Annotated in this window: 24 protein-coding genes and 1 tRNA gene; 11 read left to right on the forward strand and 14 right to left on the reverse strand. The window is 39.3% G+C overall.

The window, feature by feature from the left end; all coding sequences use genetic code 11:
• Positions 1-57: 57 nt before the first annotated feature.
• From gatC to SanaruYs_RS09250, 4 genes are all read right to left on the reverse strand, one after another.
• Positions 58-345, reverse strand: a complete 288-nt coding sequence (gene gatC / locus SanaruYs_RS09235; RefSeq protein ID WP_127122267.1) for an Asp-tRNA(Asn)/Glu-tRNA(Gln) amidotransferase subunit GatC — start codon at positions 343-345, stop codon at positions 58-60.
• Entirely contained in the window at positions 335-1,060 is a 726-nt protein-coding gene (locus tag SanaruYs_RS09240) for a lysophospholipid acyltransferase family protein (RefSeq protein WP_127122268.1), read from the reverse strand. The genes gatC and SanaruYs_RS09240 overlap by 11 nt, the downstream gene beginning before the upstream one ends.
• 137 nt (positions 1,061-1,197) lie before the next feature.
• Positions 1,198-2,529 carry a M24 family metallopeptidase gene (locus tag SanaruYs_RS09245; protein WP_246011883.1) on the reverse strand — a complete coding sequence of 444 codons (1,332 nt, stop codon included), beginning with the start codon at positions 2,527-2,529 and terminating at the stop codon, positions 1,198-1,200.
• Between the two features lie 214 nt (positions 2,530-2,743).
• Complete coding sequence (locus tag SanaruYs_RS09250; RefSeq protein ID WP_127122270.1) at positions 2,744-4,180, reverse strand: aminotransferase-like domain-containing protein; 1,437 nt, start codon at positions 4,178-4,180, stop codon at positions 2,744-2,746.
• Positions 4,181-4,287: 107 nt separating this feature from the next.
• On the opposite strand from SanaruYs_RS09250, the gene SanaruYs_RS09255 reads away from it, so the two are divergent.
• The 6 genes from SanaruYs_RS09255 to SanaruYs_RS09280 are packed head-to-tail and all read left to right on the forward strand — an operon-like array spanning position 4,288 to position 9,196.
• Complete coding sequence (locus SanaruYs_RS09255) at positions 4,288-5,202, forward strand: DMT family transporter (protein ID WP_127122271.1); 915 nt, start codon at positions 4,288-4,290, stop codon at positions 5,200-5,202.
• Complete coding sequence (locus SanaruYs_RS09260; protein WP_127122272.1) at positions 5,178-5,690, forward strand: GNAT family N-acetyltransferase; 513 nt, start codon at positions 5,178-5,180, stop codon at positions 5,688-5,690. The genes SanaruYs_RS09255 and SanaruYs_RS09260 overlap by 25 nt, the downstream gene beginning before the upstream one ends.
• Positions 5,647-6,198, forward strand: a complete 552-nt coding sequence (locus tag SanaruYs_RS09265) for a GNAT family N-acetyltransferase (protein ID WP_127122273.1) — start codon at positions 5,647-5,649, stop codon at positions 6,196-6,198. Before SanaruYs_RS09260 ends, SanaruYs_RS09265 begins: the two co-directional genes overlap by 44 nt.
• 30 nt (positions 6,199-6,228) lie before the next feature.
• A complete protein-coding gene (locus SanaruYs_RS09270; protein WP_127122274.1) occupies positions 6,229-6,678 on the forward strand; it encodes a DUF1572 family protein in 450 nt (149 codons plus the stop codon).
• A gap of 1 nt (position 6,679) precedes the next feature.
• The gene (locus SanaruYs_RS09275) at positions 6,680-8,071 is read left to right on the forward strand and encodes a pyridoxal phosphate-dependent decarboxylase family protein (protein ID WP_127122275.1); all 1,392 of its coding nucleotides are present in this window, start codon (positions 6,680-6,682) and stop codon (positions 8,069-8,071) included.
• 54 nt (positions 8,072-8,125) lie between these two features.
• Positions 8,126-9,196 (forward strand): branched-chain amino acid aminotransferase, encoded by a 1,071-nt coding sequence (locus tag SanaruYs_RS09280; RefSeq protein WP_127122276.1) that lies wholly within the window; start codon positions 8,126-8,128, stop codon positions 9,194-9,196.
• Positions 9,197-9,275: 79 nt separating this feature from the next.
• Here SanaruYs_RS09280 and SanaruYs_RS09285 read toward each other — a convergent pair whose 3' ends face one another.
• Complete coding sequence (locus SanaruYs_RS09285; RefSeq protein WP_127122277.1) at positions 9,276-10,148, reverse strand: glycosyltransferase family protein; 873 nt, start codon at positions 10,146-10,148, stop codon at positions 9,276-9,278.
• Between the two features lie 479 nt (positions 10,149-10,627).
• Between SanaruYs_RS09285 and SanaruYs_RS20410 the strand changes: the two genes are divergently transcribed.
• The 4 genes from SanaruYs_RS20410 (at position 10,628) to SanaruYs_RS09300 (ending at position 13,615) form a co-directional block, all read left to right on the forward strand.
• Complete coding sequence (locus SanaruYs_RS20410) at positions 10,628-10,759, forward strand: hypothetical protein (RefSeq protein WP_262708675.1); 132 nt, start codon at positions 10,628-10,630, stop codon at positions 10,757-10,759.
• A gap of 176 nt (positions 10,760-10,935) precedes the next feature.
• Positions 10,936-11,586: a pyridoxamine 5'-phosphate oxidase family protein gene (locus SanaruYs_RS09290; RefSeq protein ID WP_127122278.1), complete on the forward strand. Its 651-nt coding sequence runs from the start codon at positions 10,936-10,938 to the stop codon at positions 11,584-11,586.
• Between the two features lie 166 nt (positions 11,587-11,752).
• Complete coding sequence (locus SanaruYs_RS09295; protein WP_160118622.1) at positions 11,753-12,475, forward strand: head GIN domain-containing protein; 723 nt, start codon at positions 11,753-11,755, stop codon at positions 12,473-12,475.
• Between the two features lie 333 nt (positions 12,476-12,808).
• A complete protein-coding gene (locus SanaruYs_RS09300; RefSeq protein ID WP_127122280.1) occupies positions 12,809-13,615 on the forward strand; it encodes a glutaminyl-peptide cyclotransferase in 807 nt (268 codons plus the stop codon).
• 77 nt (positions 13,616-13,692) lie between these two features.
• Here SanaruYs_RS09300 and SanaruYs_RS09305 read toward each other — a convergent pair whose 3' ends face one another.
• From SanaruYs_RS09305 to SanaruYs_RS09315, 3 genes are all read right to left on the reverse strand, one after another.
• Positions 13,693-14,598: an EamA family transporter gene (locus SanaruYs_RS09305; RefSeq protein ID WP_127122281.1), complete on the reverse strand. Its 906-nt coding sequence runs from the start codon at positions 14,596-14,598 to the stop codon at positions 13,693-13,695.
• A 106-nt stretch (positions 14,599-14,704) separates the two neighbouring features.
• Complete coding sequence (locus SanaruYs_RS09310; protein ID WP_127122282.1) at positions 14,705-15,535, reverse strand: outer membrane beta-barrel protein; 831 nt, start codon at positions 15,533-15,535, stop codon at positions 14,705-14,707.
• 116 nt (positions 15,536-15,651) lie between these two features.
• Positions 15,652-16,128 (reverse strand): hypothetical protein, encoded by a 477-nt coding sequence (locus SanaruYs_RS09315; RefSeq protein WP_127122283.1) that lies wholly within the window; start codon positions 16,126-16,128, stop codon positions 15,652-15,654.
• 128 nt (positions 16,129-16,256) lie between these two features.
• On the opposite strand from SanaruYs_RS09315, the gene SanaruYs_RS09320 reads away from it, so the two are divergent.
• On the forward strand, positions 16,257-16,724 hold the full coding sequence (locus SanaruYs_RS09320) for a RidA family protein (protein WP_127122284.1): 468 nt from the start codon (positions 16,257-16,259) through the stop codon (positions 16,722-16,724).
• A gap of 238 nt (positions 16,725-16,962) precedes the next feature.
• On the opposite strand, the gene SanaruYs_RS09325 is transcribed toward SanaruYs_RS09320, so the two are convergent.
• The 6 genes from SanaruYs_RS09325 to SanaruYs_RS09350 all read right to left on the reverse strand — a co-directional run bounded on the left by SanaruYs_RS09325 (position 16,963) and on the right by SanaruYs_RS09350 (position 24,363).
• Positions 16,963-17,598: a hypothetical protein gene (locus tag SanaruYs_RS09325; protein WP_127122285.1), complete on the reverse strand. Its 636-nt coding sequence runs from the start codon at positions 17,596-17,598 to the stop codon at positions 16,963-16,965.
• Between the two features lie 423 nt (positions 17,599-18,021).
• Entirely contained in the window at positions 18,022-19,449 is a 1,428-nt protein-coding gene (locus tag SanaruYs_RS09330) for an ATP-binding protein (protein WP_127122286.1), read from the reverse strand.
• A gap of 247 nt (positions 19,450-19,696) precedes the next feature.
• Positions 19,697-19,768 (reverse strand) — tRNA-Arg (locus tag SanaruYs_RS09335).
• A 100-nt stretch (positions 19,769-19,868) separates the two neighbouring features.
• Positions 19,869-20,384, reverse strand: a complete 516-nt coding sequence (locus SanaruYs_RS09340; protein ID WP_127122287.1) for a cupin domain-containing protein — start codon at positions 20,382-20,384, stop codon at positions 19,869-19,871.
• A gap of 17 nt (positions 20,385-20,401) precedes the next feature.
• Positions 20,402-21,268 carry an ROK family protein gene (locus tag SanaruYs_RS09345; RefSeq protein WP_127122288.1) on the reverse strand — a complete coding sequence of 289 codons (867 nt, stop codon included), beginning with the start codon at positions 21,266-21,268 and terminating at the stop codon, positions 20,402-20,404.
• A gap of 5 nt (positions 21,269-21,273) precedes the next feature.
• Complete coding sequence (locus SanaruYs_RS09350) at positions 21,274-24,363, reverse strand: LamG-like jellyroll fold domain-containing protein (protein ID WP_160118623.1); 3,090 nt, start codon at positions 24,361-24,363, stop codon at positions 21,274-21,276.
• Positions 24,364-24,407: the final 44 nt, after the last annotated feature.

The following is a 24,407-nucleotide window of genomic DNA, read 5'->3' on the forward strand; positions in this document are numbered from 1 at the left end:
TTAGTAAAAATAAAGCCCCTGTTTTCGGGGCAGTTCAATCAATTCAAGTATGACAGACTATTCTAACATTTTGGGTACCCGAAAGAAATCTGCATCTTTTGAGGGCGCCTGTTTTAATGCATCTTCCTTGCTGATGTCTGTTTTTACAACATCCTCTCTCATTACATTAAATTCATGACTCATATTGGTTAAGGGTTCTACACCGTCAGTATTGACTTCATTTAGCTTTCCTACCCAGTTTAAAATATTCGACATGTCCTCCATCATCTTCTCTGCATCCTTTTCCTCAACATGCAGACGAGAAAGGTGCGCCATTTTATCCAAGGTTTCGCGATCAACTTTCATGCTTAAGTTTTTTATCGATAGTGTTAAAAATATCTTCTTTCAGTTTGGTCAAATTATCCAATGTCATCCCTTTGGTTTCGATTGGTTCATGAAAGACAACCTTCATTACTCCCCAACGCAATAACAATGGATTTTGATCTGGTAAAATTATCCAATTATTCGGAATGGTAACGGGTACTATGGCTATTTGCTTTTCGATAGCTACCCTGAAGGCTCCATCCTTAAACCTCGTCATATGGGGCGCCTGATGCGTTAAAATTCCTCCTTCCGGAAAAATAACCAGACTCTTTCCGTCATCTATGGCTTGCATAGAACGCTTCAAGGTATTTACCCTACTCGAAAGACTACCTCGGTTTACAGTTATGTGAAGTTTCTTATACATAAAACCGAATAAGGGTACACTTTCCATATCGTTTTTACCAACAAAAACAGCGTTAACAGGATTAAAGCCCATGCTGGCGATATCCAAATAAGAAAAATGATTAGCTACGAAAATATATTGCCGATTGCGATCTAGTCGTTTTTTCCCTTCCAAGCTGAAAGGCATAGCAATCAACGTAAAGAAGAAGTAAGCCCAAACGCGGTTAAGCACACCTGTTAAAGCGTGAAGCCTGGGAAAAAATATTGGGATTAGAAAAAAGGGAAACAATAAGATAAAAAGCAGTACAAAGAGTACAGAAACGTAAGCAGTATACAGCCAGCGAAGAAAGGTCATGTCAGGGTAAATACCAAAGATCGGAATATTTTACACTTATTGCTTCAATATGATTTAGTTAAGTTTCCTTTGTCATCATCTCCTTTGAAGAGGACTAGAGGTGAGGCCAATACGGAAGCTTAACTAAACAAAATTGATTATTGTCTATTAATTGAGCTGGGAGTTTGCACGAGTAATAGCTCTTTCTGTCTCCCATCGATGTACCTAAAGCCACTCTCGTCAAAGTAGCCGTCTTCTTCAAGCTTTATCTGTATCTCTTTATTCCACTCCGTTATTTTTACTGTAGCATTTAATTCTATAGAGTAAGCTGTTTTGTAGTGTAAGGTATAATCGCCATTGTGTGGCACACCTTGCTGCATATCCCACATGCCAATGGTGGTGCCAGCCGCATGTCCATGAAAACCAATCGGGTGAGTATAAATGCTGGGTACGATGCTTTCGTGTATGGCTTGTGCACGCGCAGCGGCCAATACTTCATTTCCACTTTTACCAAGTGCAAACTGACCTGTTAGTATATCTTGTAGTCTGTTACCTATGGCCAGTGCCTTCTTCAAATAATCTGGAGCATCAGTTTCACCAGGTTTTAACACATAGGCATGTTGTTGTGTATCGGTATTTAATCTGAGGTAGGTAATGCCAAAATCAACATGCAATAAATCGCCCGGCTGTATCACTACAGGTGTAGGTCGTTTTGTAAAAATGGCGTCAGACTCGTTACGCGATATAGAAACTGAGGGTTGAAACCATGTATCTAATTTTAGTTCCTTAATTTTCTCGCGGTACCACCATACTACATCATCGGTAGTGGTTATGCCGGGATGAATTACTTTTTCAGAAAAACCTTCTTGTATAATGTTGTGTGCAATACGACAAATCTGCGGATAGATGGCCATCTCCTTTTCTGATCTTGTTTCCAGCCAGGCCACAGACAATGGTTCAGCAGAAACAACTTTTCCTTGAAAGTTTTTCTTCAATGATTTTAGCAATTGCTCATAATCATTTGCGGTAATACCATCCGCCAGACCAACATGAACCGATTTATTAACAGCAATTTTTTTCGGATTACGTTCTTCAATAATCTTAGCCAGTTGCAACCACTGATCGGGTTGTGCATCCGGATCCCAGGCGCGTTTAAAAACTTTACCTACATCGTAACGGGCAACTGCCAAATACTCAAGCTCAGCACCATTCCCTCTATCAAACATAACCAACATGGTAGTGCGTCTGGCTGCAAACCAGGTAGCAGGCAACAAGGTCTCTATTATGGGATCTTCATTGTACTCACGTGAAATTACCACCCACATATCAATACCTGTATTGCGCATTAAGCCCGGCAATACATTTCTTAAACGATCCTCAAGTAATTCGTCAATAACACGAGCCTGCTCGCGTTGAGAAAGTATAACAGGATACTGAGCAAAAGAAATTTGCACCAGTAGTAATAAAAGGAAGAGTAATTTAAATTTCATAAGATTTAACATGTTATTAAATAGGTCCTTTGTTATTTTCTAAAATCCATCTGACCGCTGTTTGCTATGCAACAGAGCGGTCTGGCGGATAGTCAAGCGGGTTAAGTTTTTTGTTACTTCACGCTTAGTTGAATAGAAACGGATTAACATTGAATTATTTAAGTGGGAAGATACAAGGTTTGTTAGAAACAAGTATACCGCTTATCAAGAGAAATCACATCGATTGCACAATAAGCTTACCCAATGTTTTTATTCCTTGTTCAATTCTGTCACTCCACGGTTCGCCATAACTCATTCTAAAACAATTGCTGAAGCGAGCCTGGGAAGAAAAAATTTGTCCGGGGGCAATTCCTATCGTTTGCTTCAACGCTTTCTTATGCAACTTATATGCATCCACACGCGGATTCATTTCTATCCATAACGCGAAACCTCCCTGCGGCCTGGTCATGCGTGTATCTTCGGGAAAGTATTCGCATACCGCTTGTATGTAGCGCAACGATTGGGTGTGTAATGCTTTACGCAAATGCCTTAAGTGTAACTCAAATCTTCCGTTTTCTAAAAAGTGTGCAATGGCTGCTTGAGTCAGCGTGTTGGTAGAAACAGTGTGCATTCTTTTCAGTTGGATAATCTTCTCCTTAAATCTTCCCGGAATAGTCCAGCCAATACGATAACCCGGTGCCAGTGTTTTCGAAAAAGATGAACAATAAAGAACCAATCCTTTTTTATCGTAAGTCTTACAAGTCTTTGGTCTGGTTTTGCCAAAGTACATTTCACCATAAATATCATCTTCTATTAATGGTATTTCTTTTTTAGCCAACATCTCAACCAGTTGTTTCTTCTTTTCATCTGGTATACAACTGCCCAAAGGATTATTAAAGTTTGTTACAAAAAGACAAGCCTTTACATCAAATCGAGGAATAGCTTTTTCTAAATAGGCAAGATCAATTCCCGTGAGAGGATCCGTTGGTATCTCTACAACTTTTAATCCATGACTTTCTAATACCTGAAAAATGGCAAAGTAAGTCGGACTCTCAATCGCTACAGCATCACCGGGCTTAGTAATGGCCTTAATACAAAGTGATAAAGCTTCTACACAACCCGCAGTTACCACCACCTCCTCTTCAGAGGGCGTTCCTCCCCAATTAAATGCTTGCCTTGCTATCTGCCTGCGCAACGATGCATTGCCCTGAACGTGTTCATAATTCAGGCAACTGCTTTTTGAGTCGCGTGTAACATGCAGCAATGATTTATTAAGTCGTGCTACCGGCAGCAAAGAAATAGAAGGTACACCTAATGAAAAGTGAATCAGTTTTTCATTATTCAAATCGCTATAAACGCTGTCAATCATTTCGTCAACGCTTACGGGTACAGCATCATTTACGGGACTACTTACTTTGGGCAAGTCTAATACATGCAAGGGTGAGAATTTTACATAGTAACCCGACTGCGGTCTTGCTTCAATAAGACCTTTACTCTCTAATTGGTAGTAAGCCTGAAAAGCTGTACTCACACTAATGCCTTGCTCTTTACTTAGTGCCCGAACCGACAATAGCTTATTCCCCACCTTTAAAGCACCATTTTCAATAAGCCTTTCAATACGATCGGCCACTTCAACATATTTATGATCTTCCTTTATTAATACCTCTTCCATAATGACAGGTGGCTAATCGACACACTAAACTGATATGGTTAAAATTAATAAAACTGAAACTGTTTTTTACACGTATTATCCACAAATTTGTTCATCATTTTTACAACATGAGAAAAGATTTCCTCGCTTATCTGGCTTTAGCCGCTGTTTGCATTATTTGGGGCACTACTTATCTGGCGCTTCGCATAGCAGTTACACATTTTCCGCCTTTTCTGTTTTCTGGCATACGACAAACAACAGCGGGCCTCATTCTTTTGGCCTTTATGTTAACGCTGGGCAAGCAAAAGCTTCCTTCTACATCTATACTCTGGCAACAAGCTATTGCCGGTTTCTTAATGATGACGCTTGGAAACGGTTTAGTCGCCTGGGCAGAAATGCATATTCCTAGTGGTATTGCCGCCATTTTATGCTCGTTAATGCCCATCTGGGTTATTCTTATAAATGTTTCTATTGATAAAGGCGAAAAACCAACCCTACCCATACTAGCGGGAACAGTACTTGGTTTACTTGGTATTGTACTCATTTTTGGAAATAACCTGAGTGACCTAACAAACAGCAACTACTTATTGGGTATTGGTATGACCTTATTGGCAACAGCTGGTTGGGCCTGTGGAAGCGTGTGGATTAAAAAGCAACACATTAATACCAATCCATTTGTCAATGCTGGCTTGCAAATGTTTTTTGGCGGTTTGTTTATGTTAATCTTAAGCCCTCTAACAGATGACTTAAGCAATGTTCACTGGTCGCAAGAGGCCTTTTACGCTATGCTCTACCTCGTTATCTTCGGATCATTAATCGCATATACCTGTTATGCCTACGCAATTCGCAAACTCCCCATGACAATTGTATCGATGTATGCCTACATTAATCCTCTGGTTGCTGTAGTATTAGGTTGGTTGGTTTTGGATGAAGTGTTGAACATAAGAATAGGTATAGCTATGCTCATTACCATTGCAGGAATTTATTTAGTTAATAGAGGATATCAATTGAAAAATCTATGGAAGGCCCAGTTCTCGAAATAATTGATTACCAATCGGAACATCAACCCTGGTTTGAACAGCTTAACCGCAGTTGGATCGAAAGATACTTCTGGATGGAACCCATCGACTTTGAAGTACTGCAAGAACCAGAAGTACATATTTTACGTAGTAGAGGTAAGATCTTAATGGCACGTTACCAAGGACAGATTGTTGGAACTGTTGCACTAAAATTTGTAGAGGAAGGTTTGTACGAGTTTACCAAAATGGCGGTTGATGAAAAGTATCAAGGCCTGAAAATTGGGAGAGCTTTATCTGAAGCCGCTATCAAAAAAGCAAAAGAAGAAAAGGCACAAGCCATTATTCTGTATTCCAACACTGCTTTGAAAAATGCCATAGAGCTTTACAGAAAACTTGGCTTCGTTGAAGTACCCCTGGATGGACCTTATAAACGAAGCAACATAAAAATGAAATTGACGCTTTTAAACAATGACTTTACAAAATCCACTCACGCTCTTGGCATCAGGAATTAACATTCGAAAAGCAGGTGCAAATGATGCCGCAAAATTAGCCGCTATTGGTAAGATGACATTCGCGGAGACTTTCGCGCATGCCAACACAAAGGAAGACATGCAACAATATGTGAGCAAAGCCTTTACCGAAAAACAATTATTGATCGAATTAGAAGAACCAGGAACTATATTTTTAATGGCCTTTGAGCGCGATCGTTTGGCAGGCTATGCCAAATTGCGCTCTTCTAAAAATCCATCTGGACTGAATAGCAATAAAGCCCTTGAGCTTCAACGTATTTACGCCAGACAATCTTATCAAGGTAAAAAAGTTGGTAAACAATTAATGGAGTACAGTTTAGAAATGGCCAAAGCTATGGGTTTTGATACGCTATGGCTAGGTGTATGGGAATACAACCCAAGGGCTATTGCCTTTTATGAAAAATGGGGATTTGAAAAATTTGGCGAACAATCTTTCACGTTGGGATATGATACACAGACAGATATTTTAATGAAGAAGAGGATTGAATAAATTATTTCAAATTTCAAATTTTAAGTTAAAATGCTAATACAAACCCTCCAACAAATCCTACTGCGCGACTTGCTTAAGCTTCGCCAAGAAATTACGCTTTACAAAAAAGAAGAAAATATCTGGGCAGTTGTTCCAAACATCAGTAATCCGGCAGGCAATCTCGTACTTCACCTGGTTGGTAATCTAAACACCTACATCGGTGCAACATTGGGTAATACTGGTTATGTCCGTCACCGTGATTTAGAATTTTCATTAAAGAATATATCACGAACGGAGTTGCTTGATAAAATTGATGGCACGAGTAAAATGATCAGTGATGTTATGGATACATTAGATGACAGTATCTTACCTAAAAATTATCCACTTATTGTACTTGAAAAGGAAATGACAACTGAGTTTTTTCTGGTTCATCTTACCGCACACTTCAGTTATCACTTAGGGCAAATCAATTATCACAGAAGATTACTTGATAAGGAATAAAATGCACGAGCTGTTACAAAGCGATCTTGAAAAACTCTCAACACTTTTAGGTGAAGTGAAAAAAATTGCCATCGATCATTTTAATAAGATCGAAATTGCAAGGCCAGGTCGTTATGTTGACAAAATTGAAAACGAACCGTTAAACAATAAAGGTGCAGGCACAGAAAACGTGTTGCAGTATTTTAAAGAAAACATTATTCCAAAACTGGCTCACTCCACCGGCCCCAACTATTTTGGTTTTGTAACAGGTGGCTCAACGCCTGCTTCAGTCATTGGCGATCAGCTGGTAAGTATTTTCGATCAAAATGCTTTTGGTAGTCATGACTCCATTGCACCCTTAATCGAACACCAAACCATAGCCTTCTTAAAACAACTTTTTGATCTTGATGCAAGTTTTGATGGCAGCTTTGTTACTGGTGCAACCATGTCAAATTTTGTGAGCCTTGCCATTGCCAGACAATGGGCAGGCGAACAACAAGGCAAAGATGTAAGCCAGGATGGAGCCACAACCCTATCCCTACAGGTTGTAAGTGCCACGGCACATTCCAGCAGCATCAAAGCACTCTCTATGCTGGGTATAGGTCGTAAGAATTGGAAAAGCATTGATACACTACCTGAACGTGAGGCTATTGATGTGGACAAACTCGAAAGCTTTTTAAGCAGTCATACAAAGCAATCCATAATAGTAATTGCCAATGCCGGCACCGTTAACACAGGCGATTTTGATGACCTGATTGCATTGGGCAAGCTTAAAGAAAAATATAACTTCTGGTTACATGTCGATGCTGCCTTTGGAGGATTTGCTGTACTTTCTGAAAAGCATAAGCATTTCATGCAAGGTATTAACTATGCCGACAGCATTACCATTGATGCGCACAAGTGGCTCAACGTACCCTACGATGCTGCTATGCAGTTTACCAAGTACAAAAAATTACAAGGAAAAGTATTTCAAAATACTGCTGCTTACCTTAGCGATGCGAGTGTCAGTCCTGACTTCTTTCATTACACACCTGAAAATTCAAGACGTTGGCGAGCACTACCTACCTGGTTTACTTTAATGGCATATGGTAGAGAAGGTCATGCTGAAATTGTTAAACGAAATTGCGAAGCCGCAGAACATTTTGGAGAATTACTTAAACAATCGTTTGAATTTAAACTGCTTGCACCTGTACGCCTTAACATAGTTTGTTTCACACTTAATGAAGAGAATTTAAGTTCTCAGGGCATCAACCATTTCCTGAGTCAGGTGCGAGACCATGGCAAAGTATTTTTTACGCCTACTGTATACAAAGGTACACCTGCCATCCGAGCTGCTATTTCTAATTGGTTGACTGACAATAATCATATGGATAAGGCATTCCATGTTTTACAAGAAGTCGTTAAAAAAATGTGAGTACCAGTAGTTTAAAAACAAGAGAATAGTTTACCTTCATTAAAATAAATCTCCATGGAAACTATGTCAAACTCCATACGTGTTCAACGTACCAGTCAATCAAGATTAAAAGAAATCGATTTCAGTAATCTTGCCTTTGGCCAACACATTGCCGATCACATGATTGTGGCCGAATATGCTGATGGTAAATGGGGGGAAGCATCGGTACTTCCTTACGGAGAAATGACTATGTCGCCCGCTATTCTTTCGCTTCATTATGGTCAGGCCATTTTCGAAGGCATGAAAGCGTATAAAACTTCATCAGGTGTTATTACCATCTTCAGACTTAAACGCCACCACGAGCGCATGAACAGATCGCTTGAGCGTATGTGTATGCCTCCTATACCTTACAACTTATTTGAACAAAGTCTGACCACTTTAATTGATGTGGACCGTGACTGGATTCCAACCAGCGAAGGTGCCTCACTCTATATTCGTCCTGTGGTATTTGCATCAGAGGCACGATTGGGTGTGAAAGTTTCAGATCAATACAAGTTTGTAATCATGACCAGTCCGGTTGGGCCTTATTACAGCAAACCGCTGCGCGTTAAAGTAGAAGAAACCTATGTGCGCGCTGCCGAAGGTGGAGCAGGTTTTGCAAAATGTGCCGGTAACTACGGAGTGTCTTTCTACCCTACACAAATGGCAAGAAAAGAAGGCTTCGATCAGGTACTCTGGACTGACGCCAAAGAACATAAGTATATTGATGAAGCCGGAACCATGAATGTAATGTTCGTGATTGATGGTAAACTCGTTACTCCTCGACTAACCACTGCTATACTGGACGGCATTACGCGCGACTCTATTCTTACGCTTGCCAAAGAAATGGATATAGTGGTGGAAGAGCGAAAAGTAAGTGTTGAAGAATTAATTGAAACACATAAGCAAGGTTCACTAACCGAAGCCTTTGGCGCAGGCACTGCCGCCATTGTAGCACCCATTGCTACTATTAATATTCATGGTAAAGATTACACCCTCCCTCCTACCTCAGAAGGAAGTATTCAAGCACGCGTAAAAAAGAAACTCACCAACATGCGTTTGGGTTTGGAGAAAGATAACCATGAATGGAATTTTACACTGCGGTAGATAATTCAAAAACTCCTGAATAGTGCTTCGGGATTATATATCTTTGAGAGTAGAGGTTTAAGGAGTTGGTACATAAAAATCAGGAGATTATCCTGTAATTTTTATATTCACCTATACGCCATCCAAATGCACGCTCTATTGCAAAAGAAATTTTCTCCAGGAGAGACAGTTTTTTTTGATCAAGGTCAAAATCAAAATTCCAGCTATGTAAAGCAACACGCTTCTTCATCACTTCAGGATGGGTACCTGTAAACTTACTCAGCGAATCAATCTCAGCATAATTATAGTTTCTTGAATCACTCAAATTAGTATCGACCCATTCATCACTATGCCATAATTTGTTAAAGGACCTCTGCTTAATCTGCTGTTTTTCGGGTGACTTAACCCAACCATAGTGATAAATGAAAGCATCGATCTGTCTAACCAATAATTTCTTATCGCTTTTCCTGAAGCCCTGCGCATCGCGGTAAGAACGGATACGCTTATCGTTCCTTATAACACGAATTTCTTTTCTGTACCACTTTCTTGAATCTGCCAGAAAATGATACGATCCATAAAAGTGTGCATAGTGAAACAATAAGCCCTCTGTAAGACTATCGTCTTTGTATTGCAACATTGCTGCCTTGATTGTTTCCAGATATTGTTCATGCACAACCTCATCTGCCTGCAAATAAAAAGCCCAATCTGCTTTTGGGGAGATATGCGCAAATGCCTTAATTGTTTCTTTAGCCAAAACTCTTCCTCCTACACGAATCGAATCATCCCATGTACTATGGTGTATCTTAATCTTCTCATTATTAATACCTCTGATCAATTGCTCTGTTTCGTCATCGGAATTACCAACAAGTACAATAAATTCATCACAGATATCAATAATTGAATTAATAGACTCCACCACTGGGTAATCCAACTTGACAGCATTGCGAATAAAAGTAAAACCACTTACAAACATCTACCTGAAAAATTTAACTCTCTGAATTTAATTACCAACTATGGAATTTGATCAAATGTAAATAAAATTGAACTTTCTATACTAGTCGTATTGGGCTAACTAGAAATTAATGTCAATAGTGTTTAGTTAACAATGTCAAAAATTCATTACTCTACCGATAGGCATACGTTATAAGGACTAAGCCTGCAACCTGCGTACCGCAGCACCTAGGCAGCGCTTGGTCTATTTCCCCTGAATGTTTACAACTGTAGCAAAGCCGCCATGCCATTGAGATGTAAGCGCAGCAGGCAACATTAATTACACCTGCAACAATGGTGACTGTTGTGATCCTAAAAAGTGTGTATTTCCATCATCACAATCCCCAAAAACTCAAATAATTTTGCTAGTTGTAAATTCATACTTTAGTAAAAAGTTAATTGCGTATCGAGCACATAAGATCTGTTGCTGCTTATCGTCAATTATTGCAAACCAGGTTTTTAATGAAAAAGGATTCAACAAATATAGACTTGCAAAGAGGAATTATCGTTGACATAGATTGTACGGCTGACAATGTCTTTTTAGCAATAGCTGACAAAGGTAATGCTGTCAGGTCTTTTGATAGCTTAGCATAAAAATTGAATAGATATTTGATTCCCCAATAATCAGACTCTTTGATAAGTATAAATTTTAATTACCGACTCAAGAGATATAAGTCCATTAACAATTGTTTTACCAACTACTTCAAAGGAAATCTATTAATGTATATATTGGAAACATCTAAAATATACTAAGATCATAACCAACAACCATGACCATCAAAAAGACCGACAAGACTTCCATTACACGCTTATCCAAGCGTGGTGTATATGATGAAGCCAGTATCTATGCAATTTTAGATGATGCCCTCGTCTGCACTATTGCCTTTGTGCAAGACAATGAGCCTTTCCAGATTCCTACAGGCTTTTGCAGAATCGGTGATCAACTCTACATTCATGGCTCTGTAGGTAGTCACTACATGCGCCACTTAGCAGAGCACAAATCGAAAGTGTGCATCAGTGTTATGCACATCGATGGATTAGTGTTGGCGCGTTCTGCTTTTCATCATTCGGTTAACTATCGCTCAGTAGTTATGTTTAGTGAGGCTGTTCGTGTTGACGATAAAGAGGAGATCTATCAATCGCTTGAAGTGTTTACCAATAAAATGCAACCTGGCCGTTGGGCTGATGTACGCAAGCCAACCGACAATGAATGGAAGGCAACCATGGTGCTTAAGTTTAAGATTGAAGAAGCTTCGGCCAAGGTAAGAACAGGTGCCCCAAAAGATGATGAGGAAGATTACAACTTGCCCATATGGGCGGGCGTAGTGCCATTACAAGTCGAGAGAAAAGCACCAATTGTTGATCCTGAAATGAAATTAAGTGTACCTTTACCAGAGTACCTCAAATATGCACGCGATTAAATTTTTAACCCTTGGTAACACCATTGCCCTATGTGTCGGTCTGGTAGTTTTCATATTGGTTTATAGGGCAATCTTCAAAGAAAAGAGATAAACCGTCTTTTTTATCGATAAATTCCGGTTTCCTTTTACCGTTAAACTGTAATTTAACCATATGAATCATTCGACTATGAAAACAAAAACCATCCTCCTATTTCTTTTGTTGCCCATACTTGGTTTGGCACAAGTAACCAAGAAAACCCTTGAGTTACCAGAGTTTAAAAGCATCGCTGTTAATTCCAACTACACTGTTTACTTAAAGCAAACCAACAAGCAGGAAGTAACAGTTGAAGCCCTTACAGAAATTTATGACCTCACCGATATTAAAGTAGAAAATGGTGTGCTCCTTATTAACATTGAACGCAAACCAGAGGCACCTAACAAAAGCATCTGGGCAAAAATTGATGATATAAAAGTTAATCCCACTATGAAGGTTTATGTTAGTGTAAAAAGCATTAGCGAACTACAAGTAAATGGTGGCGGAAAAATTATTTCTGAAAATTCCATCGCAGCAACCAATATTACTTTGGCAGTTTCTGGTAGCGGTAGCATTGATGTTGATGTAAAAGGTGATCAGGTAAAAGCGGAAGTAAGCGGCTCAGGCAAATTGACTTTAAAAGGTTACGCCACTAACCTTGATGCCGTTATTAGTGGCTCAGGTAATATCTATGCATTTGATTGCCCCCTGGAAACAGCCAAGGCAAAACTTAGCGGTTCTGGTAGTTGTGAACTTAATGTAACCACTACCTTAGATGCGCAGGTGTTGGGCAGCGGCAGTCTGAAGCATAAAGGCAATACAAAAAATACCACTAAAAAGATTTACGGCTCAGGTGCTGTAGAAAGAGCTTATTAAAAAACTTCTTAGTTATTGAAAATAAAGTCTTCGGACTAACTGGTAACAGAATAGTTCGAAGGCTTTTTAGTGTTGCTAAAGTTGAATTTCCTATGTTTCCTCAAAGCATGCTCAGCCAAGACCATGCGGCCTGAGAGCAAAAAATCAGCTATTAATATTTATTCGAGTGATTTTAAACTATTCTCTTATTATAAACACGACATCTATCCGTCCTCTAATCGGGAGACGATACTTGAAAGGAAAGCAACCTGGCTTCATTAAATACCTCGTACTATTTTATTATCACAAACAAAAAATTAGCTTGCATTAGAAATAGCCATAATTTTTTTTACCATGTTAAATCGTCTCTTCGCATTAGTTTTTCTCTCTACATGGATACTAGGTGCCTGTTCGTCCTCCGATAAAGAAAAGAAGGAGACCATTACAACAAACCAAACACCTCGAATAGCCTACAGCGTTCAACGTAGTTTCCCTCACGACACAAAATCTTTTACGCAAGGTTTTACCATTCACAAAGGTAAGCTGTACGAAAGCACAGGGCAGAATAATTCATGGATAGGGATTGTCAATATTACCACAGGTGAAGCAGAAAAAAAGATAACATTACCGAGCACTTATTTTGGAGAAGGAATTACCATTCTAAACAATAAAATATATCAGCTAACCTGGCAGAGTAAGTTAGGCTTTGTTTATGATCTAAATACATTCGAAAAAATAAGAGACTTTAACTACGCGACAGAAGGTTGGGGTATCACACACAACAATGAGCATCTTATTATGAGTGATGGTAGTGACAAATTATATTTTCTGGATACCGTTAATTTAAGTTTGGTGAAATCATTACCGGTTACTTACGAAGGCAAAGTACTAAACCAATTAAATGAGTTGGAATATATTGATGGTTTTGTCTTTGCAAATGTATGGCAAACCAGCAGCATTGTAAAAATTGATATTAGCAATGGCAAAGTAGTGGGGCTTATGGATCTGTCTGACTTAGTGTCACAAGCCAGTATGGTTAATCCTTCTATGGATGTATTAAATGGAATAGCCTGGCATGCAGGTACTAAGTCTATGCTGGTTACCGGTAAGTACTGGCCATTTATTTATTCTCTAAAATTCAAGGAGACAGAAAACCTATAGGGTATTGTCTCTTCAAATCCACATTAACTAGAGCATAAAATTTTCAATAAGCGTTTTACGTTTGAAATGGAGACAGCTTAATTCTTTACAGCAGAGGGCTGAAATAATCTACTAAGGCTTGAATAATTAAACAGTATCAAAGCCAGTAAAATTGTAGAATAACCAATAATTTGAATAAGGCTGAGTTTTTCATCAAAAACTGTTACAGCTATGGTAAAGTTCAACAAAGGATTAATATACATGATAATACCAATCGTTGCCGCATCTACTTTATTTAACGCAAAGAGGTTTAAAAAAAGTGGTAACACTGTAAAGCCTGCCGCTACAATAAAGATGATCAGGTAAAAATCAGTAGTGAATGGAACTTCAGTCAGTAAGTATGGTAGCATTGCGCTAAGCACCAATAAAGAGAAAGCAACTTGTATAGCTAAAGTAATCATCCGATCAAAGCCCTGGTTTCTACGCTGTGAGATTAGGTAGAGGGCATACGTAATAGCAGTGAGAAAACTATAACCAAGCTCCAGAGCCGAACCAAGCCCGATTAACACGCAGCTCAGCGCACATAAGCCAACGGCCACCCATTTTCTTTGAGTTAATGATTCATTCAAAAGTAAACTCCCCAGTACGGCTGTAATAACCGGACAAATAAGATAGGAGAAGGATGCTGTCTTAATGTTAATATTATTAACAATGTAGATAAAGGTGAGCCAGTTAATAGTCAGTAACAGGCCTCCACCAAGAGTAAGTAAAATAACCAACCAGCGTTTTCGCTTAGAGAAACTATTGAGCAGTTGCAACGCCTCCCCTACTTGTTTACGTCTGAATCCTGCCACCACTACAATGAGAATGGCAAGTGATAATAGGATGCGGAAATACAAAATTTGTCCAGCAGAATAATCGCTTAGTGCCCGTAAAGGAATGGCAAAAAAGCCCCAAATAAGAAAGGCAGCGACACCTGACGCTACATGTTTTGAACTCTGCATAGATTGGGGCGAATATACGGCTTTAGATTATGCCTAACACTTAAGACAAAAAACAAAAGCCACCTCCTGATGGAGATGGCTTTAAAATTCATCCTGTAGTTTACTTCTATTTATTTTTAAATGAACGTAGTGTTCCAAAGTACCAATGTAAACCCATTTGTACACCTACTAACAAGTTTGCTCTAGATCCAAAAATATCACCTGCGTTGCCTGCTTTAATCCTGTCTATTACATCGCCATTACGCATATCTGTTAAGCTATAGTTGGCGCGTACCTGAGCAGACAAATATAAGTGCTTACTTAAATCCAGATCAAAACCAAAAGCCATAGCTAATTGAAATTCAGCATTACGAAAATCATTAGCTTCTTTAGATAATAAATCTTTAGGATTTGATGACCCCTGAGGCATACTGTAGGTACCATCTCCATTATTGATTGCTCCCTCAAAATCCGCCTCCACATCTTCAAAAGCAAGTCCTTCAGGAATTGTAAACGTACTGCCTCCATCAGCTTGTAAGGTTTCTTTAGCCTTGCTTAATAAGGAAAGCTGAGGGCCAAAATTAAAATTAGTTCTTGCCTTGCCATTGCCTCCTCCCATAAATTTCATCATCATAGGAATGCTAATATACTGCAGATCGATTTTACGTTCACCTGCTATCTTTCCGGCAACATCAACCAACTCATAAATCTGACCTTGATTTGATAGAATGGATTCCAGTTGTAAACCGAATTTTTTTCCGAAATCTACACCAAAATTGAAACCCACGGGCGCTAACTGATAGGTATACGTTGAGTTATAGCGGGGGTCTTCGCTCAAGCCTTTATCCAATACAAAAGTTGCATTGTAAGCGGAGGTAGCGCCCAAATGTATCTGGGCGTATACAGGTACCGTTGCGAGGCAAATAAAAAGTGCTAAAATGTAAAGGGGTTTAGTCATAGGTTTAAATCGTTTAGCCTTGATGCGCAAGATCTAAAAGTGGTAACCATTCTAAAAGTAGATGCATGTTATTCGGTCAAAAAAAAGAATTTCAATAGAATGAAACCGCTAAAACACTATTTTTTTAGCTTCTTTTTTGAAGTTTTTGCCACTTTTTCTTTACCCTTATCCGACATCGCAAAGGAGCGTGTCATGGTTTTAATATCCTTTGCTTTGCGAAACCGCAACGCACTCCAGTCTTCATTAATAGCAACCATACGCACACCTTCAAACCCTAGCTTACCTAATACTTTCCAGCCATTATCGCGATTAAATTCGCAAGTATACTTCTTAGAAGTCCCTTTGGGGTAGGCAAACCAAATCACCTCATCTGCTTTCACTAACTTTCCAATCAACACTGCTAAATCATCGACCTCCTTTTGTTTAGTGACAAAGGCTATTAGAAAAGGAATAGTTTTAGCCCCCTTCATAGAAGTTTTAACACTAGCCAATTGGCCCATTTCTTTTAACTCAGGTAAAAAGCTCTCTGGCGCTTGAATAGCAAAAATGGCTTCGTGATCTTTAAAGTTCATTTTTTTGAAAAGTGAAGTCATGGCATAGATTTTTCTTACTCTAAAGTATAATTTTATGTTTAAACAAGGAAGGATACATTAATGCATACATTCGATTTATATAAAAGCTCAACTATCAAAAGACTATGATTTTAATTAAAAATACAGCTATGAAATACTTAATAACCATAATATTCATAACCATCGTAAATACTACATTCGCGCAACAGGTTGATAAAGAATTCATCAATCCTTTCAGAATAAAGCCCAGTGGCTACACACATACTGTAGTGAGTGCATCTGGAAGAACCATTTATATTTCAGGACAAGTACCTGTTAATGAAGCCGGACAAGTAGTTGGTGAAGGTGATTTAAAGGCACAAACAAAACAGGTTTATGATAACCTTTTGTATTGCTTACGATTTGCTGGTGCCCGATTTGAGGATGTGGTAAAAATGACAACTTATGTGGTTAATTATAAACCAAGCGATATTGACATTGTGCGTGAAGTAAGGAAGGGTTACTTATCTAAAGAAAATCCTCCAGCCAGTACATTGGTTGGTGTGCAGGCACTCGCTCATCCCGATTACATGATTGAGATTGAGGCGATAGCTGTTATCCCTGATAAAGGGAATTGATAATTATTTTACTTGCCAGTTTGTTTCACCAAATAATTTATTCATTGGACTTGATACACTTGTACAGAAAAAACTTCACAACAATGAATGATTAAGTAATATAGGTTCTGATGTGATTGAACATTTTCAGTTGGTTAATTAAGGAATAGGTTTGTCAAATTTTTTATAAGTTATAGTGCCAAGCAGGAGGCAAGGCAGGTTTCTTCATAGCTTTAAATTTACTAAGGCCGCACAGTAATTAAATAACATATCGAACAATATCGTCTTTCACTTCAACGCGATAGTTTGCATTTTTACTTTTTATATAATTAGTTAATTGATCAATGGTTGGGTAATCGCCTTCTCCACTAAAACATCTTGCATCATCAATAAGCAAAATATGATTGAATTTCTTACTACTAAAAATGGCTGCTAATTCTTCCACTATAGGACATTCCTTTTCTCCTTTTGCTGTTGTACCTGAAGAATAATGACCATCCAACCAAAATATGGCTGGCTCAGTAATTTTTAATAAAACTTTGGTAAGTTCCTTACCACTATCACCCAGAAGAATGGTAACATTCTTATCATTCTTAAATCGTGTAGTGGCCTTTTTATATAAATCCACACCGAGCTCTATCGAAAAAATTCTCTTGAATCTTTTCTTTTGTGCCTCCACCATTTCACCCGAATAGGTTCCTGTTTCCACCAGAATATTATAGTGATATCGATTTTGATATTCTCGTATCGTCATTTGTTTTACAATATGAGGGGGAGGCAAAAGTGCACCGTTACTTTTCCATTTGTAAATCTTGATTTTAGCATACATCTCTTTCGCTATAGTAAACATCCAGTGAGGCATCATTAACTTCAGCGTTCTTTTCAACTTCATCATATCAACTTCATTTTTTAAACATACTCCTACGCTCTTTTAATCTAAAAACGTTTTTTAAACATAAGTAATAGGGTTTCAGGGAGTATCAATAGTCGACTATTTGGTATCGGCTGGAGTTAATGGATTCAATAAACTCCTAAGCCTGCCCTCGCAAACAGACAGTTGTCGAACCGTTAGTAAAACTTCAACGGCATTCTAATACTCTATCAAGTTAATGAAAGTATCTATTGAGTAAGATTCTTACTCGTTAAAACAGGGCTTTATCAGGCGGACGTGTCTTTAATTGGGCTGATTGACGCTTTGAAGTAAAAGACGTCAAAAAAAATTCTCCTAATGTTCCGCCCGATCACTATCGAGGACCATTTACAGTACCACATAGATCGGCAAGTATTCTCAACCTCCTTTTGAAGATTGCAACGTAAATTATTTCTGACTCTCCAATGTGTTTCTGCCAACATTATATGCATATATCGAGGCGGGCAAATACTGAATTTGAATGTTATTGTATTCTTTAACTCCCGATTTGTCAATAGTGGTGGCCAAGGCCATGGCTAATTTATTTTCCTGGCAAAAGGTGGTGAGGCTTTTTAACTCGTTAGGCGCTTCGAAATAGCGGTTACTCCACTTAATTTCCACTGCCCAATCGGGGCGGTTTGTTTTACGACTGATATTTATCAAGTCTACCTCACCGTTTTTCCACCGGGCATAGTACGGTATAAACTGCGTGCGTTGCATCCACTGGCTAAAGATAGCGGTTTCCACAATGGCACCCATACCATCAGCCTCGGCTGTGATTGGTGCAAAGAGCGCGCTTCGAAGGCTGGGGTTGGTTAAATAAATTTTAAAGAAGTTGTCTCGCTGAAAACGTCCTGCTTTTTGATCAACACGTTTTACAATGTGCACTAAAAAGGCCGCCTCCAAGTATGAGAGGTATTGCCGCAATATTGTTTTTTTAACGCCACTGCTTTTGCTCAACTCATCGATGCTGCACTCCTGACCACTATTCCAGGCAATAGTAGTAAATAATGAGTTCAACTCTTGAACATCTTGTATACCGTACAAACCAGGCAAGTCGCGAAGCAATACTTTGTCGATAATGTCTGCACGCATAAATCGACCAGGGTTGCTTTGTATCTCCTGATTAAAGATCACTTCCGGATAACCGCCAAAATTCACATATGTAATGAAGTGTTTGTTTAATTCGGTAATGTTAGTAGCAGATGAAAAGAGCGCTATGTTTCCCTTCCAGTTAATGGTGTCGGGCTTGATGAGTGTATCCAGGTTTTTGAGGTGAATGAACTCGTAGAAGGTGAGCGGTGGCAACATAAAATCGGTGAAACGGCCTGCACCACTTTCATTGCTTTTCAGTCTCAAGGCAGCTGCCGCAGAACCGCTGGCGATAAATTTTGTTTCGCGGTGGCTATCTACCAATGTTTTTAGGTGCACTTCCCAGTCTTTTAAGTATTGCACTTCGTCAAAGAAAACATACCAACCCGAAGTCTCGGCCTGACCCGATGCTTTTCTGGCCATGGCAAAAAGATCTTCCAGCGCAATGTTGTTGTAGATGGGTGTTTCTATGCTGGCATATAAAATTTTTTGTGGTGGCACACCTTCAGCAATCAACTGCTGAATAGTGTGATATAACATCACGGTTTTGCCAACACGCCTTGGCCCCATCAATACTGTGGCGCGATGCACAGTGGTATTTTTAACGAGCGGGTAGAAAAGATTAAAGTAGAGCCGAGGGCGGAACGTTTTATAGTACGTCTCCAAACTGCCACTTGCCCACCAGGGATTTTCGAACTGGAGACGCGCAATAATTTGATCTTCCGAAAAAGGGTTTAATGCCATATAATACTAAAAATAGAAAAATAAGGTAAAATAAAAAACCTTATTTGACTAAAATATGGATATTAAGCATTATTTTTAATAAAAATTATCTTATTTACCTCAGCGCAGCATCCGGCTCGGCAGCCATATCCAGCACTGAGAATTCTTTATTAAGATGCTCGACTAACAATTTTCCGTTGATGAGGAAGTATACCTGTTTAAGGGAAGTGGATTAAATAAAAAAGACTTTCAGCTGAAAGTCTTTTTGTAGTCCCGGCAGGAATCGAACCTGCATCTTCAGAATCGGAATCTGAAATACTATCCATTGTACTACGGAACCAGGTAATGTAATCTTATAAACAAGATCGTGTTTCAAAAGTAAAGCTTTTCGCTTACATCAAATAAAAAAGATGGCTCTCGCCATCTTTTGTTGTCTTCGATTATCTTCCAAAATCGTCCTGAACCCTGACGATGTCATTCTCGTCAGAGGGAGCTGTAGCGTCAGTATGCTGCCAGATTTCGGCCAATACTCCCCATTCTTTGCGCCCCACCAAACGGTGACGCTGGCCTTGTGCCAGTCGAATCTCATCCCCCGGATTTAAGATATGCTCTTCACTTTCCACATCGGTAAGGCTGGTAACCACACCTACAACACCTGCCACACTTCTCCAGATTTCTGCACGTCTATGATGGTACTGCCACGATAATCGTTTACCGGGTTCTACCACTAAAATTTTAGGGCTCAACTTACCGCTTATACGCAAAGACGCTAGCGCCACATTAGGGAAAAACAACTTGGCAAAAAGTTCTGCCTGCGTTTCATCTAACACAAAAAAACCACCCCACGGTCTTGTAAAGTCTTTGGCGACAACATTGAGTTTGAGGCTGGTTAAACAGTCTTGTATTTCTGTGAATACGTCTTCACGGTTTGTCGTGGTGAGTTTAAGGTCAATCATTGTTTATCTAATACTATTTATTGAAAAAGATTTGCAGCACCCAACAAAGCAGCCTCTTCTCCAAGTGCTGCACACACTATGGTGACTGCTATACCATGTTGGGACAAGTTAGCCATAACCTGTGGTAAAAATAACGAAGCGGCTTGGGAAATGTTTCCTCCCATTATAATCAACTCCGGGTTTTCTTTTTGTATAAAATCTTTAAGGAAGAGGGTCATATTAGAAGTAAAGTCTGCAAATAGTTGTGAAACATGCATATCCGATGAATGTAGGGTGAGCAGTTCTTTTACATCTTTAACCTGTTTGCCACTTCGCTGATAGTATTGATTAACAAACCAACGTGTAGAAAAATAATTATCTGCAATACTATCCATAAAAGGTGACGGGCCAAGGTTGGCATCCTTTGTAATACCATTGTGATAGGTTGCAGTGCCTGTACCCGTTCCAAGCGTCAAGCCGATTACATGTTGATAACCAATTCCTGCACCTGCTGCTACTTCACCTTTTAGAAAACACGCTGCATCATTCATCATGCGTATGTTATCCATTTCAATTTTCAATCGTCCGGCCAGGAACTCTTTAACTGGTAAATCATAGAGTGCCTCATATTTATCCAGACCTGTAATTTTTGATATACCTCTTTCGTAATCAAAAGGACCGGGCATGGCAAATCCTACTTTTAATGATGCCTGAGGAAATTTTTCAAAGATTGATTCAATAGCTTCGCACCATGTATTAAGTATTTCGTAAGCTGAACCTTTGCTGTTTACCCGAATGCGCACATAACTTGGTTGCAGCAGTTCATTACTTTCCATATCAATTAGTGCTGCAGTAAGGTGTGAACCTCCAATATCAACCCCTAATACGTGTGTAGCGTTTTTCATCAAACTTATTGTATTAAAAGTTTTATCGTTTTAAGCTGTTCACCTGTATTAACCTTTAGCAAATACATGCCTGTTGATAATTGAGGCAAGGTAATAGCAAATTTATCATCTATTAATTTTGATTCAATGGAAATAAAATTTCCGTTAAGATCAGTTAGATTAAATGAACTATTTAATGAAGCACCTAATACATAAAAAATAGTTTTAGCAGGATTAGGAAAAACTGTGAGTGTTATAGATTGTTCATCAATGGCAGTTACCGGAGTCCACATTTCAGGAAGTTGCTGAATTACTTGGGGCGAAAGTGCAGCCTGGTATAAGCGTACCTCATCTAATATTCCCCTGAGAAAATAATTACTCTCCCCTTCTTCCTTTCGACCAAAGGTTAAAGATTTATTGGTTTGAGCAATAGCACCTATGTGTGCAGTAAAAGTATCCAGTATTCCATCAACATAAACCTCCATTGAAAAACCAGTATAGGCCACTGTTATATGGTAGAAGCGACCGAGTTGAAGTGGTGAAGAGCTGTCCAGGTCTTTAGTACCTGTACTTGTTTTAATTGTCCACCTTAAATATTTGTCAGGTGTAATAGACACTTTCCAGCGCTGCTCCCAACTCCCGTGCGAGAGGAGGAATACTTCCTCTGGTACACTTTGCAAGTAAACCCACAGTGATGCTGTGACTTTGTCTTGAAAATTTAACCGACTATCCGCAGGAACAAAAATGATATCATCTCCTGCATTGAATAAGTAAGCCTTATCAGATTCACTGCGTGCATCATCGGTTAATGTTACGCCTGATGCGGTGGCGTGAAAGCCATTGCCGCTGTAGTCAAGGGTGTTTCCATCTAATGGAAAGTAAGCAAGTGCTGATGTATCTTCAACGTCCACACTTTTCACCAATACATCTTTGCTGATTTGAGTCGTAAGCAAATCCTGATCCGTCACAACACAAATAATAGTAAAGATGCCTTCTGTAGCAGGTAGCTGCCAGTTGACTGAAGCACTATTTTGATTGCTTAATGTCCCGCCATTGACTGACCATTCGTATGTTAACACTTCTGTATCATCATCTGTAGCCAGGCATTGAAATATTTCACTCGCTGATACAGTGAATATTTTCTGCTCTGGAAGAATGGCACTAGCAACAGGGGGCTCAGGTATATTTTCTACTACTTTAAGCAGAAGACTGTCACGTATTGTAATACCATCGGCCATTATCTCTAACCGTAATTTTTTAATTCCTGCCACTGCGGGAATAATAAAGTCCAGTTCACTGGTATTTTCTGAAGAAATTAATTCATCATCATAGTGCCAATTGTATGCGGCTTCAACCGGTATGTTTTCTGTAGTTACAAAAAATGAAAGTGCTTCATTAAACTCAACTGTAGTATTATTCGTACTCAGGGCTTTTATGCGCATCTTGGTTGTGTAATCATAGCCGTAATGATGGTCTACTACTTCATCATTGGCAAAGAGTTTTCCATTCTTCTCCTCTAATGCAATCTCAGTCGGAACAAATGTCAGCAACTTGACCTGATCCGCCTCAATATCAATCACTACCGTTCCGGTAGCGTTTGTTGCCAGTACCGACTCCGTTATTGCATCATAAACTGTAAAAGAACCAGCGGGTAAAGTTAAACTCACCTGATGCATTGTATTATGTGGATTATAAAGTGCGTAAGATTTTAATGTGCTGGTTGAAAAGAAATCCGTTTTAGTAAGATCAATCAAAAGAATACCGGCCACATCCGTTTCTTCTACAATGGCGGCTAAATAACCCACATGCGAAGAACCGTACAACGCCAGGTTTGTAGCTGCCCAACCGCTTCGTTTAGCATCGCCTGTACCGTATAAAGGTTTTCCCTCCCAAACTTCTTTGAGTGCTTCATAAGCAATACATGACTCCGGGTCATTCGTATTGCTCCAGCTATAATCGTCCTGACTTGCTGGTGGCAGATAAGCAGGATAAAAAAGTCTACTGGCATTGGCTACATTTAATATCCACTTCGACAATGAACGTGCAAAGCGTTTATCATATCGTATTACAGGAGCGAGTGCTGCAGCTTGCTGGAAACCATTCATGGCAAAAGCATAGTCATTTCCATTGTCGTTGGCTTCACCAATAAGCCCATCGACACTGTTGCCGTTCCAAGTGCCTACTATTGAACCCCAACCCCGCAAAGGACCACGATTGAAACACCAGGAAAGCATTTTCTCTACATCATAATGTGTATTTAACTCAGCATTCATCTTCGCAGCTGCCAATACACCATAGGGTAATTGCAATTCGTAAGAGGGATTTGAGTTGAGGTTGGTTAGAAACTCTAAACTCTGTTGTGCACCATACAGGTATTCGCGATTACTGGTAGTTTGGTAGGCATTGTATAATAACCATGCTATACCACCGGCAGCCTCTGGTTCTTTTACACCTTGTGTATTACCCGTCATAGTAATTAAATTCCAGGCTCGGTAATTCATATCTGGTACTGACCATGGTGTAGCATTTCCACCCATGGTTTTCACTGCGCGAAGCCATTGATCTGCAACGGAAATAAATTGCTGATCATAATCAGTCGTGCTCGGATATTGGGAGTACAACTGATAAAAGAAAATATTAGGCATTACATCATACCACCAGTCATTTCCGGTAGTGGTGTTGTAACCATTCAGGTATACGTTTTGGTTATTGGTCTTATTAAAAAAGTCTTTGGTTTTTTCAACCCAGTTGATTCCGTTCTGATTTTGTTTGTTGATACCCATTAATGAAGCTCCCACAATAGCGGGGATGATGTTAATAGCCTCTGCCTGATTGGCGCTATTGGTTCCTACATAGGTTTGCAACAACACAGGACTTAGTGAAGGATAGTTTATCCCTTCATTTTTAAATGATACCAGCGGCAAATGTTGGCCGGTCGCTGAAGTAGAAAATACTAATGCATCATAATCTGCAGCCACCTTTTTCCAATCGCGCATATTATACGAAAGCGGCATATTTGGCATTTGCTCAATGCGTGCAATATTTATTTGTCCGGGTTGAGCATACACTTTGATGGAAAAAAGAAGGCAGATAAATAAAATTACTTTTGCATGCATTGTTATAATATTAAAAAAATGAAAAATCACCCCGGGCAACTCAA

The organism is Chryseotalea sanaruensis (genome assembly GCF_003990915.1).
GTDB classification, from domain to species: domain Bacteria; phylum Bacteroidota; class Bacteroidia; order Cytophagales; family Cyclobacteriaceae; genus Chryseotalea; species Chryseotalea sanaruensis.

Excerpts from the sequence above, each read along its gene's own strand:
- gatC (WP_127122267.1), bottom strand. The coding sequence starts at position 345 with ATGAAAGTTGATCGCGAAACCTTGGATAAAATGGCGCACCTTTCTCGT.
- SanaruYs_RS09240 (WP_127122268.1), bottom strand. The coding sequence starts at position 1,060 with ATGACCTTTCTTCGCTGGCTGTATACTGCTTACGTTTCTGTACTCTTT.
- SanaruYs_RS09245 (WP_246011883.1), bottom strand. The coding sequence starts at position 2,529 with ATGAAATTTAAATTACTCTTCCTTTTATTACTACTGGTGCAAATTTCT.
- SanaruYs_RS09250 (WP_127122270.1), bottom strand. The coding sequence starts at position 4,180 with ATGGAAGAGGTATTAATAAAGGAAGATCATAAATATGTTGAAGTGGCC.
- SanaruYs_RS09255 (WP_127122271.1), top strand. The coding sequence starts at position 4,288 with ATGAGAAAAGATTTCCTCGCTTATCTGGCTTTAGCCGCTGTTTGCATT.
- SanaruYs_RS09260 (WP_127122272.1), top strand. The coding sequence starts at position 5,178 with ATGGAAGGCCCAGTTCTCGAAATAATTGATTACCAATCGGAACATCAA.
- SanaruYs_RS09265 (WP_127122273.1), top strand. The coding sequence starts at position 5,647 with ATGACTTTACAAAATCCACTCACGCTCTTGGCATCAGGAATTAACATT.
- SanaruYs_RS09270 (WP_127122274.1), top strand. The coding sequence starts at position 6,229 with ATGCTAATACAAACCCTCCAACAAATCCTACTGCGCGACTTGCTTAAG.
- SanaruYs_RS09275 (WP_127122275.1), top strand. The coding sequence starts at position 6,680 with ATGCACGAGCTGTTACAAAGCGATCTTGAAAAACTCTCAACACTTTTA.
- SanaruYs_RS09280 (WP_127122276.1), top strand. The coding sequence starts at position 8,126 with ATGGAAACTATGTCAAACTCCATACGTGTTCAACGTACCAGTCAATCA.
- SanaruYs_RS09285 (WP_127122277.1), bottom strand. The coding sequence starts at position 10,148 with ATGTTTGTAAGTGGTTTTACTTTTATTCGCAATGCTGTCAAGTTGGAT.
- SanaruYs_RS20410 (WP_262708675.1), top strand. The coding sequence starts at position 10,628 with ATGAAAAAGGATTCAACAAATATAGACTTGCAAAGAGGAATTATCGTT.
- SanaruYs_RS09290 (WP_127122278.1), top strand. The coding sequence starts at position 10,936 with ATGACCATCAAAAAGACCGACAAGACTTCCATTACACGCTTATCCAAG.
- SanaruYs_RS09295 (WP_160118622.1), top strand. The coding sequence starts at position 11,753 with ATGAAAACAAAAACCATCCTCCTATTTCTTTTGTTGCCCATACTTGGT.
- SanaruYs_RS09300 (WP_127122280.1), top strand. The coding sequence starts at position 12,809 with ATGTTAAATCGTCTCTTCGCATTAGTTTTTCTCTCTACATGGATACTA.
- SanaruYs_RS09305 (WP_127122281.1), bottom strand. The coding sequence starts at position 14,598 with ATGCAGAGTTCAAAACATGTAGCGTCAGGTGTCGCTGCCTTTCTTATT.
- SanaruYs_RS09310 (WP_127122282.1), bottom strand. The coding sequence starts at position 15,535 with ATGACTAAACCCCTTTACATTTTAGCACTTTTTATTTGCCTCGCAACG.
- SanaruYs_RS09315 (WP_127122283.1), bottom strand. The coding sequence starts at position 16,128 with ATGACTTCACTTTTCAAAAAAATGAACTTTAAAGATCACGAAGCCATT.
- SanaruYs_RS09320 (WP_127122284.1), top strand. The coding sequence starts at position 16,257 with ATGAAATACTTAATAACCATAATATTCATAACCATCGTAAATACTACA.
- SanaruYs_RS09325 (WP_127122285.1), bottom strand. The coding sequence starts at position 17,598 with ATGATGAAGTTGAAAAGAACGCTGAAGTTAATGATGCCTCACTGGATG.
- SanaruYs_RS09330 (WP_127122286.1), bottom strand. The coding sequence starts at position 19,449 with ATGGCATTAAACCCTTTTTCGGAAGATCAAATTATTGCGCGTCTCCAG.
- SanaruYs_RS09340 (WP_127122287.1), bottom strand. The coding sequence starts at position 20,384 with ATGATTGACCTTAAACTCACCACGACAAACCGTGAAGACGTATTCACA.
- SanaruYs_RS09345 (WP_127122288.1), bottom strand. The coding sequence starts at position 21,268 with ATGAAAAACGCTACACACGTATTAGGGGTTGATATTGGAGGTTCACAC.
- SanaruYs_RS09350 (WP_160118623.1), bottom strand. The coding sequence starts at position 24,363 with ATGCATGCAAAAGTAATTTTATTTATCTGCCTTCTTTTTTCCATCAAA.